The 7,594-nt window shown below is 74.4% G+C and carries 8 protein-coding genes and 1 pseudogene; 3 read left to right on the top strand and 6 right to left on the bottom strand.

Annotation, left to right across the window (positions count from 1 at the left end):
- Positions 1 to 276 (bottom strand): annotated as a pseudogene (locus tag ACYVOF_RS14420) (hypothetical protein); the annotation flags it as partial.
- Positions 277 to 448: 172 nt separating this feature from the next.
- On the opposite strand from ACYVOF_RS14420, the gene ACYVOF_RS14415 reads away from it, so the two are divergent.
- Positions 449 to 742, top strand: coding sequence for a WhiB family transcriptional regulator (locus ACYVOF_RS14415; protein WP_460867601.1), 294 nt, complete (start codon positions 449 to 451; stop codon positions 740 to 742).
- Positions 743 to 827: 85 nt separating this feature from the next.
- Here the strand turns inward: ACYVOF_RS14415 and groL are convergent, their stop codons facing one another.
- Entirely contained in the window at positions 828 to 2,450 is a 1,623-nt protein-coding gene (gene groL / locus ACYVOF_RS14410; protein WP_460867599.1) for a chaperonin GroEL, read from the bottom strand.
- 126 nt (positions 2,451 to 2,576) lie between these two features.
- Positions 2,577 to 2,873, bottom strand: a complete 297-nt coding sequence (gene groES / locus ACYVOF_RS14405; protein ID WP_460867606.1) for a co-chaperone GroES — start codon at positions 2,871 to 2,873, stop codon at positions 2,577 to 2,579.
- A 266-nt stretch (positions 2,874 to 3,139) separates the two neighbouring features.
- Between groES and ACYVOF_RS14400 the strand changes: the two genes are divergently transcribed.
- Complete coding sequence (locus ACYVOF_RS14400; protein ID WP_460867597.1) at positions 3,140 to 4,918, top strand: TIGR03767 family metallophosphoesterase; 1,779 nt, start codon at positions 3,140 to 3,142, stop codon at positions 4,916 to 4,918.
- On the opposite strand, the gene ACYVOF_RS14395 is transcribed toward ACYVOF_RS14400, so the two are convergent.
- From ACYVOF_RS14395 to ACYVOF_RS14385, 3 genes are all read right to left on the bottom strand, one after another.
- Positions 4,915 to 5,661 (bottom strand): SDR family NAD(P)-dependent oxidoreductase, encoded by a 747-nt coding sequence (locus ACYVOF_RS14395; protein WP_460867595.1) that lies wholly within the window; start codon positions 5,659 to 5,661, stop codon positions 4,915 to 4,917. The two genes, ACYVOF_RS14400 and ACYVOF_RS14395, sit on opposite strands and share 4 nt — an antisense overlap.
- 27 nt (positions 5,662 to 5,688) lie before the next feature.
- On the bottom strand, positions 5,689 to 6,714 hold the full coding sequence (locus tag ACYVOF_RS14390) for an acetamidase/formamidase family protein (protein ID WP_460867594.1): 1,026 nt from the start codon (positions 6,712 to 6,714) through the stop codon (positions 5,689 to 5,691).
- A gap of 103 nt (positions 6,715 to 6,817) precedes the next feature.
- Positions 6,818 to 6,973 (bottom strand): DUF6131 family protein, encoded by a 156-nt coding sequence (locus tag ACYVOF_RS14385; protein ID WP_460867592.1) that lies wholly within the window; start codon positions 6,971 to 6,973, stop codon positions 6,818 to 6,820.
- 105 nt (positions 6,974 to 7,078) lie between these two features.
- Here ACYVOF_RS14385 and ACYVOF_RS14380 point away from each other — a divergent pair, with 105 nt between their 5' ends.
- Positions 7,079 to 7,591: a hypothetical protein gene (locus ACYVOF_RS14380; RefSeq protein WP_460867590.1), complete on the top strand. Its 513-nt coding sequence runs from the start codon at positions 7,079 to 7,081 to the stop codon at positions 7,589 to 7,591.
- Positions 7,592 to 7,594: the final 3 nt, after the last annotated feature.

Raw genomic sequence — 7,594 nt, 5'->3', positions numbered from 1 at the left:
GTCGAGCACCCGGGCGGCGCCGTGCCCGCCGAGCTGGCGCAGCAGGGACGCGCGCGTGCTGGTGGCCAGCGAGGCCAGGACGGGCTCCGCGCCCGAGCCGACGAGCCGGTCCAGCGCGGCGCCGGCGGCGGCGTGCCTGCCCTGCCCGCCGAGGGCGACGGCACGGTGCCACAGCGCCGGGCCCGGGCACGCAGGGGGCAGCGGGTGACGCCCGGGGTCGTCGCCGAAAGCGGCGCTGAGCAGGGTCGCGGGCGCCGCCGGAGTCACGCCGACCATGGTGGCAGAGCCATGGCCGTTACCGTTCCGTGACCTGCGGCGACTCGTGCGTCACGGCTTGCCAACGTCGCGTGGACGCCTGTCGTGCACGACCGTACTTTCGAGGACGAGCCGGTGCAGACCCTCGCCGACCCACGTCGCACGACCACCGCACGACCCGAAGGGGCGAACCATGGCTGACACCCGCAGGCTTCCCGGACCGAACGCCGACGTCTGGGACTGGCAGATGGAGGGGCTGTGCCGCGGCGTGGACTCCTCGTTCTTCTTCCACCCCGACGGTGAGCGCGGCCCCGCCCGCGCCCAGCGCGAGGCGCGCGCCAAGGAGATGTGCGGCCGCTGCCCGGTCCTCGAGCAGTGCCGCCGGCACGCTCTCGCCGTCCACGAGCCCTACGGCATCTGGGGCGGCATGAGCGAGTCCGAGCGCGAGGCGAGCTACCGCAAGGCGAACCGCACGCTGGCGATCTGACCCACCGGCCCGTCCGTCGGGTCGACGTGCACCGAGGGCGCCACCCCGAGCAGGGGTGGCGCCCTCGGCGTCCGTGCGGGTGGGACTAGTGGCCGTGCCCGTGGCCGTGGCCACCGGGGGCGTCGTCCTCGGCGTCCTCGACCTTGTCCACGACGGCCGACTCGGTCGTCAGGATCATCCGCGCGATGGAGGCCGCGTTGATGACCGCGGAGCGGGTGACCTTGACCGGGTCGATGATGCCCTCGCCCAGCAGGTCGCCGTAGGTCAGCGTGGCGGCGTTGAAGCCCTGGCCCGTCGGCAGGTCGGCCACCTTGGAGATGATGACCGAGCCCTCCTCGCCCGCGTTGGTGGCGATCCAGAACAGCGGGGCCGACAGCGCGGTGCGGACCACGGCGACGCCGGTGGCCTCGTCGCCCGCGCGGCCGAGGTCGCCCTCGAGCGCCGCGGCGGCGTGCACCAGGGCGGAGCCGCCGCCGGCGACGATGCCCTCCTCCACCGCGGCCTTGGCCGCGGCGACCGCGTCCTCGACGCGGTGCTTGCGCTCCTTGAGCGAGGTCTCGGTGGCCGCGCCGACCTTGACCACCGCGACGCCGCCGGAGAGCTTCGCGAGGCGCTCCTCGAGCTTCTCGCGGTCCCAGTCGGAGTCGGTGTCCTCGATCTCGCGGCGCAGCTGGGCGGCCCGGCCGTCGATGTCAGCCTTGCTGCCGCCGCCCTCGACGATGACCGTCTCGTCCTTGCTGACGACGACGCGGCGCGCGCTGCCGAGCAGGTCGAGGCCGGCCTCGCGCAGGCTCAGGCCCACGTCGGCGGTGATGACCTGGCCCTTGGTGACCACGGCGAGGTCCTCGAGGAACGCCTTGCGGCGGTCGCCGAAGAACGGCGCCTTGACCACGCAGGTCTTGACGGTCTTGCGGATCGCGTTGACCACGAGGGTGGACAGCGCCTCGCCCTCGACGTCCTCGGCGATGATGAGCAGCGGCTTGCCGGACTCGGCCACCTTCTCCAGCAGCGGCAGCAGGTCGGCCAGGGCCGAGATCTTCTCCCGGTGCAGCAGGACGTAGGCGTCCTCGAGGACGGCCTCCATCGACTCGGTGTCGGTGACGAAGTAGGGCGAGACGTAGCCCTTGTCGAACTGGACGCCCTCGGTGACGACGAGCTCGGTGCTCAGCGTCGAGGACTCCTCGACGGTGACGACGCCGTCGACGCCGACCTTGGTCATGGCCTCGGCGACCATCGCGCCGATCTCCTCGTCGCGCGAGGACACGGTGGCGACCTGGGCGATGCCGGCCTGGCCGTCGACCGGGGTGGCCGCGGCGACGAGGGCCTCGGCGACCGCGTCGGCGGCGGCGGTGATGCCGGCGCCCATCGCCATCGGGTTGGCCCCGGCGGCGACGTTGCGCATGCCGGCACGGACCATGGCCTGCGCCAGGACGGTGGCGGTGGTGGTGCCGTCACCGGCGACGTCGTTGGTCTTGGTGGCGACGGTCTTGGCGAGCTGGGCGCCGAGGTTCTCGAACGGGTCCTCGAGCTCGATCTCCCGGGCGATGGTGACGCCGTCGTTGGTGACGGTGGGCCCGCCGAAGCTCTTGGCGAGCACGACGTGGCGGCCGCGGGGGCCGAGGGTGACCTTGACGGCGTCGGCGAGCTTGTCGACGCCGCGCTCGAGGCCGCGGCGTGCGGTCTCGTTGAAGGCGATCTGCTTGGACATGGTGTTCCTGCTCCCTGGGGTGGGGCGTGCGGGGTGGGACGGGGCGGCCGGCGTGCGCGGCGCCCAGCGCACTCCGCCCCGGGGTCCCGGTCGTGACCGGGACCGCCGGGGCGGATGCGGGTGGTGCTACTTGGAGACGACGGCCAGCACGTCGCGCGCCGAGAGGATCAGGTACTCCTCGCCGGAGTACTTGATCTCGGTGCCGCCGTACTTGCTGTAGATGACGACGTCGCCCTCGGCGACGTCGAGCGGGACGCGGTCGCCGTTGTCGTTGACCCGGCCGGGTCCGACGGCGACGACGGTGCCCTCCTGGGGCTTCTCCTTGGCCGTGTCGGGGATGACCAGGCCGGAGGCGGTGGTCGTCTCCGCCTCGTTGGCCTGGACGAGGATCTTGTCCTCGAGCGGCTTGATGCTCGCCACGATGAGACCTCCACTGTCAGGGGTCGACGGTCCCGGGGACCCGGGACGGACGTCGGGATGGGTGGTGCTGGTGTCGTTGACGCTCGGCGGCCGTCCCGTCGTCGCGGGTGCCGGGACGATCACCGTGTCCCTGGCACTCTATACACGCGAGTGCCAGGCGCTCAACGCCCCCGCCGTCGCGTGCCGGGCCGCGCCGGGTCACGCGCGGGTCACCCCGGGTCCGGCGGGCCGTCCCCCACCGGACACCCGGGGCTGCCACCATCACGGGCGTGGACGACGCGACGCAGCGACCCGACCGCAGCACCCCCCGGCTGAGCCGGCGGGGCTTCCTCGCGGCGGGCGGTGGCGCCGGCGCCCTGCTGCTGCTCGGTTCCACCGGCACCGCCGCGGCGCAGGACCGGGCGCTGGCCCGGGCCGCCGCTGCGGCGGTGGACACGACCGGCACCACGCTGGCCCAGGTGGCCACCCCGGCGGGGTCCTCGGGGTACCGGCGGCTCACGGCCGGGCCCGGCTGGGTCCCCGTCGTGCGCACCGAGCTCGTCGGCGGGGGCACCGCGTCGAGCGCCCGGGCCGACGCCCGGACGGGCCTGGCCACGCTGGTGCAGCTGACCGACCTGCACGTCACCGACACCGAGTGCCCGGTCCGCTTCGAGTACGCCCACCCGTTCGCCGGCAGCTCCGCGTTCCGGCCCCACGAGACGCTGACCGCCCAGGGGCTCATCGCCCTCGTCGAGCGGGTCAACGGGCTCGCGGGCGGCCCGTGGACCGGCCGGGCGGTCGACGCCGTGGTCTCCACAGGGGACAACACCGACAACCACGAGGGCGCCGAGCTCGACCGGCTGCTCGCGGTGCTGGTGGGCGGCGAGGTGGTGCCCACCACCGGGGACCCCACCCGCTACGAGGGCGTGCAGGACAGCGGCTCCACCCTGTACTGGCAGCCGGAGCGGGCGGTGGCGGACCAGTACAAGCAGGCCGGCTTCCCGCAGCTGCCCGGCTTCCTGGCCCGCGCGATCACTCCGCAGACCTCGCCGGGCCTGCAGGTGCCCTGGTACACGGTGTTCGGCAACCACGACGCCGAGATCGTCGGCCTGCTCTCCGCCGGGTCGCCCGCCCTGGACGCCCTCTACGTCGGGGACCGCAAGATCGAGGGTGCACCCCCGGACTCGGTGGTCCGCCGGGTGGCGGAGATCCTGCGCGGCGAGCCCCAGGAGGTCACCGAGCTGCTGGGCGTCCTCACCTCCCCCGCCGCGCGGGTCACCCCGGACGAGCGCCGCCGGCCGTTCACCCCGGCGGAGTACGTCGCCGCGCACCTCGACCCGGCCAACACCGGGGCGGGCCCGGTGGGCCACGGCTTCTCCGAGGCGGCCGCCGCGACGGGCGAGGTGTACTACCGCTGGGAGATCGCCCCGGGCGTCGTCGGGATCAGCATGGACACCACGAATCCCGCCGGGCTGGCCGAGGGCTCCATGGTCGAGAGCCAGTACCGCTGGATCGAGGCGCAGCTGGTCGCCGGCAGCTCGCGGTACCACGACGAGACCGGCGCGCTCGTCACCCACGCGGCCGAGGACACCCTGTTCGTCCTGCTCAGCCACCACACGGCCGACACCATGACCAACCCGCTGCCCGACCCCCGCCACCCGCTGCAGCGCAAGCGCCTCGGCGACGACGTGATCGCCCTCGCGCACCGCTTCCCCAACGTGGTCGCCTGGGTCAACGGCCACACCCACACCAACACCGTGACCCCGCACCCGGGCGACACCCCGGCGCAGGGCTTCTGGGAGGTCAACACCGCCTCGCACGTCGACTACCCGCAGCTGGCGCGCGTGGTCGAGGTGGCGCGCAACGGCGACGGCACGCTCTCCCTGCTGTGCACCCTGCTCGAGGCGGACAGCCCCTACGCGGGCAGCTACACCTCCGCCGCGGTGCCCGACCTGGCCGCGCTGTACCGGGAGCTGGCCTTCAACGACATCCACTACGAGGCCAGCCGGCTGGGCACCGCGGCGGACCGCAACGTGGAGCTGCTGCTCCCGGACCCGCTGGCGCGCTAGAGCTGCACGCCGCGGGTCAGTGCGCCGTCGACGACGAGGTTGGTTCCGGTGGTGAAGCCCGACACCGGGGCGGCCAGGAACGCCACCGCGGCCGCGACCTCCTGCGGGGTCGCCATCCGACCGGTCGGGTTCAGCCCCATCGCGGTCTCCCACAGCGCGGGGTCGCCCTGCTCGATCTGCTCCCACACCCCGCCGGGGAAGTAGGTGTTGCCCGGGGAGACCGAGTTGGCGCGCAGCCCGTCGGGCGCCCAGGTCAGCGCCAGCGCCTGCGTGTAGTGCACGAGCGCGGCCTTCATGGCGCCGTAGGAGCCGGAGGCGAAGTCGATCTCGCGGCCCGAGACGCTGGCCACGGTGACGAGCGCGCCGGACGCGCTGCGCCGCAGGTGCGGCTCGGCGGACTCGACGAGACGCACAGTGGCCAGGACGTCGACCTCGAAGCTGCGGCGCCAGTTCTCCTCCCCGGGGCCGATGGCCAGCGCGCTGACGTTGCTGACCACGACGTCGACCCCGCCCATGGCCTGCGCCGAGGCCGCCACCCACGCGGCGAGCGCGTCCCCGTCGGCGACGTCGAGCGCGGTGCCGGTGGCCCCGGTCGCCGCGGCGGCGTCCTGCACCCCGGCGGCGTCGCGGGCGCAGAAGGACACCGTCGACCCCTCTGCGAGCAGGGTCTCCACCACGGCGCGGCCGATGCCCTTGCTCCCGCCGGTGACGAGCGCGCGCAGTCCGGTCAGTCCGAGGTCCACGATGGTCTCCTCCAGGTGGGGGTGGGGCTAGTAGCTGATGGGGCCCAGTCCGGCCGCGACCTCGCGGAGGTGGGCGTGCACCCCGCCGAACGCGCTCGCCGCGGGCAGCAGCGCCTTCGGCGCCTGCACCACCGAGCTGTAGTTCGCGTCGACCACGTTGGCCAGCGGGGCGCGGGTGATCTGGCTGAGCAGCTGGTAGGCGTCGAGGCGGTGCAGGCCGTAGAGCTCGCCGAACCACACCACCATCTCCCGCTGCGCGATCCGCCACGCGTCCTCGAGCGGCCGCGCGGAGCCCACGGCGCTCCAGTGGGTGTCGCTCTCGATGCGCGGCCACGCGGGTGCGGGGGTGCTCGGCGAGCCCTTGACCAGCTCGACCAGCACGGTGGAGTGCATGGCGCCCTCGACCGCGGTGCCGCAGGCCTCGCCCTCGCCCTGCCGGAAGTGCCCGTCGCCGAGGGAGAACAGCGCGCCCGGGACGTTGACGCCGAGGTAGACCGTGGCGCCGGCACGGACCTCCGGGGAGTCCATGTTGCCGCCGAAGGCGTCGGGCACCAGCGCGCTGCGCACCTCGCGGCCGGCCGGGGCCACGCCGATGGTGCCGAGCATGGGCTCCAGCGGCAGCTCGACGTGGAAGTCCCCGACGTGCGCGTCGAAGCCGACGGTCCGCCGCTCCCGGTCGAGGTGGTAGATCCACGTCGTGTCGGCGAGCGGGTCCTGCAGCATGGCGGTGTGCTCGGTGCTGGTCAGGCCCCCGAAGAACGGGATGACCGCGCTGGCGCCCCAGTCCCGCGCCGGGGTCAGATCGACGACGTGCAGCACCAGGGTGTCCCCCGGCTCGGCGCCCTCGACGTGGAACGGGCCCGTCTGCGGGTTGACCATGCTGAGGTCGACCTTGTCGGCCGAGCGGTCGTCCCTCGAGGTCAGCGCACCGCCGAAGGCGTCGTCGCTCCACAGCTGCAGCAGGTCACCGGGCTTGACGGTGCGCACCGGCGGGGCACCGCCGAACGTCCAGCCGTACTCCTCGCGCGCGGGTCGGTACTCGACGACGTCCATCCGGTGATCCTTCCCCCCGGGAGCCCGGTGCGCCACGACCGACGCGGCCCCGGAGACACCTCCGGCCCGGCAGCGGGCTGCCGGGCCGGACGGGCGGGCTGGGTCAGAACCAGACCTTCCGGCCCCCGACGGCGCGGCCCATCTGGCCGAGCACGAGCAGGACGATGCCGACGACGAGGACGATGACGCCGATCGTGGTCAGGATGGAGATCTTCGCGAAGATGCCGATGAGCAGCAGGATGATGCCGAGGACGATCACGGGGGGCCCCATTTCGGTCGGTGCCCGCGCCCGCGGGCGCGGGGCGGTTCCCGATCTTGGTACACGCTCCGGCGGCGTTCCACGGGACGAACCGCCGGGACGGGGGTGAGCAGACGGGTGGACGGGCCCAACCCGCGCCGGGTGGTCGTCGAGGACCGGGCCGAGGCGCTGGCCGACGCGCTCGCCGTGCTGGGCGACCGGGAGCGGGCGCGACGGCTGCGCGAGGTCCTCTCCGGGGCGCTGATCGCGGGTCCGACGGCCGACGCGCACCTGCCTGCGCTGCGGGCCGCGCTGCACGACGTGGCCACCTCGGGCCTGCCCGCGCCGCTGGTCGCCGCGGCGGTGCGGGTGCGCGACGCCGTCGACGACCTGCCCGCCGCGCTCGGGGTGCGCGGCAGCGTGTGGGCGGGGTGGCGCCACGTGGGCTACTCCCCGACCTGGCTGGACGCGACGGGCCCGCTCGAGCAGGGCCCCGCCGACGCCGACCTGGCCACGGCGCTGGCCTGGGCCCGGCGCCGGGCGCGGGTGATCCTGCTGCGGCCCGAGTGGAGCCAGGACACCTACTACTCGGTGGGCCCGCAGGACGACCCGCGCCACCCCCGCCTGGTGCTGCCCTGAGCG

Source organism: Rhodococcus aerolatus (assembly GCF_054783215.1).
This window is presented reverse-complemented; position numbering and strand designations above follow the sequence as displayed.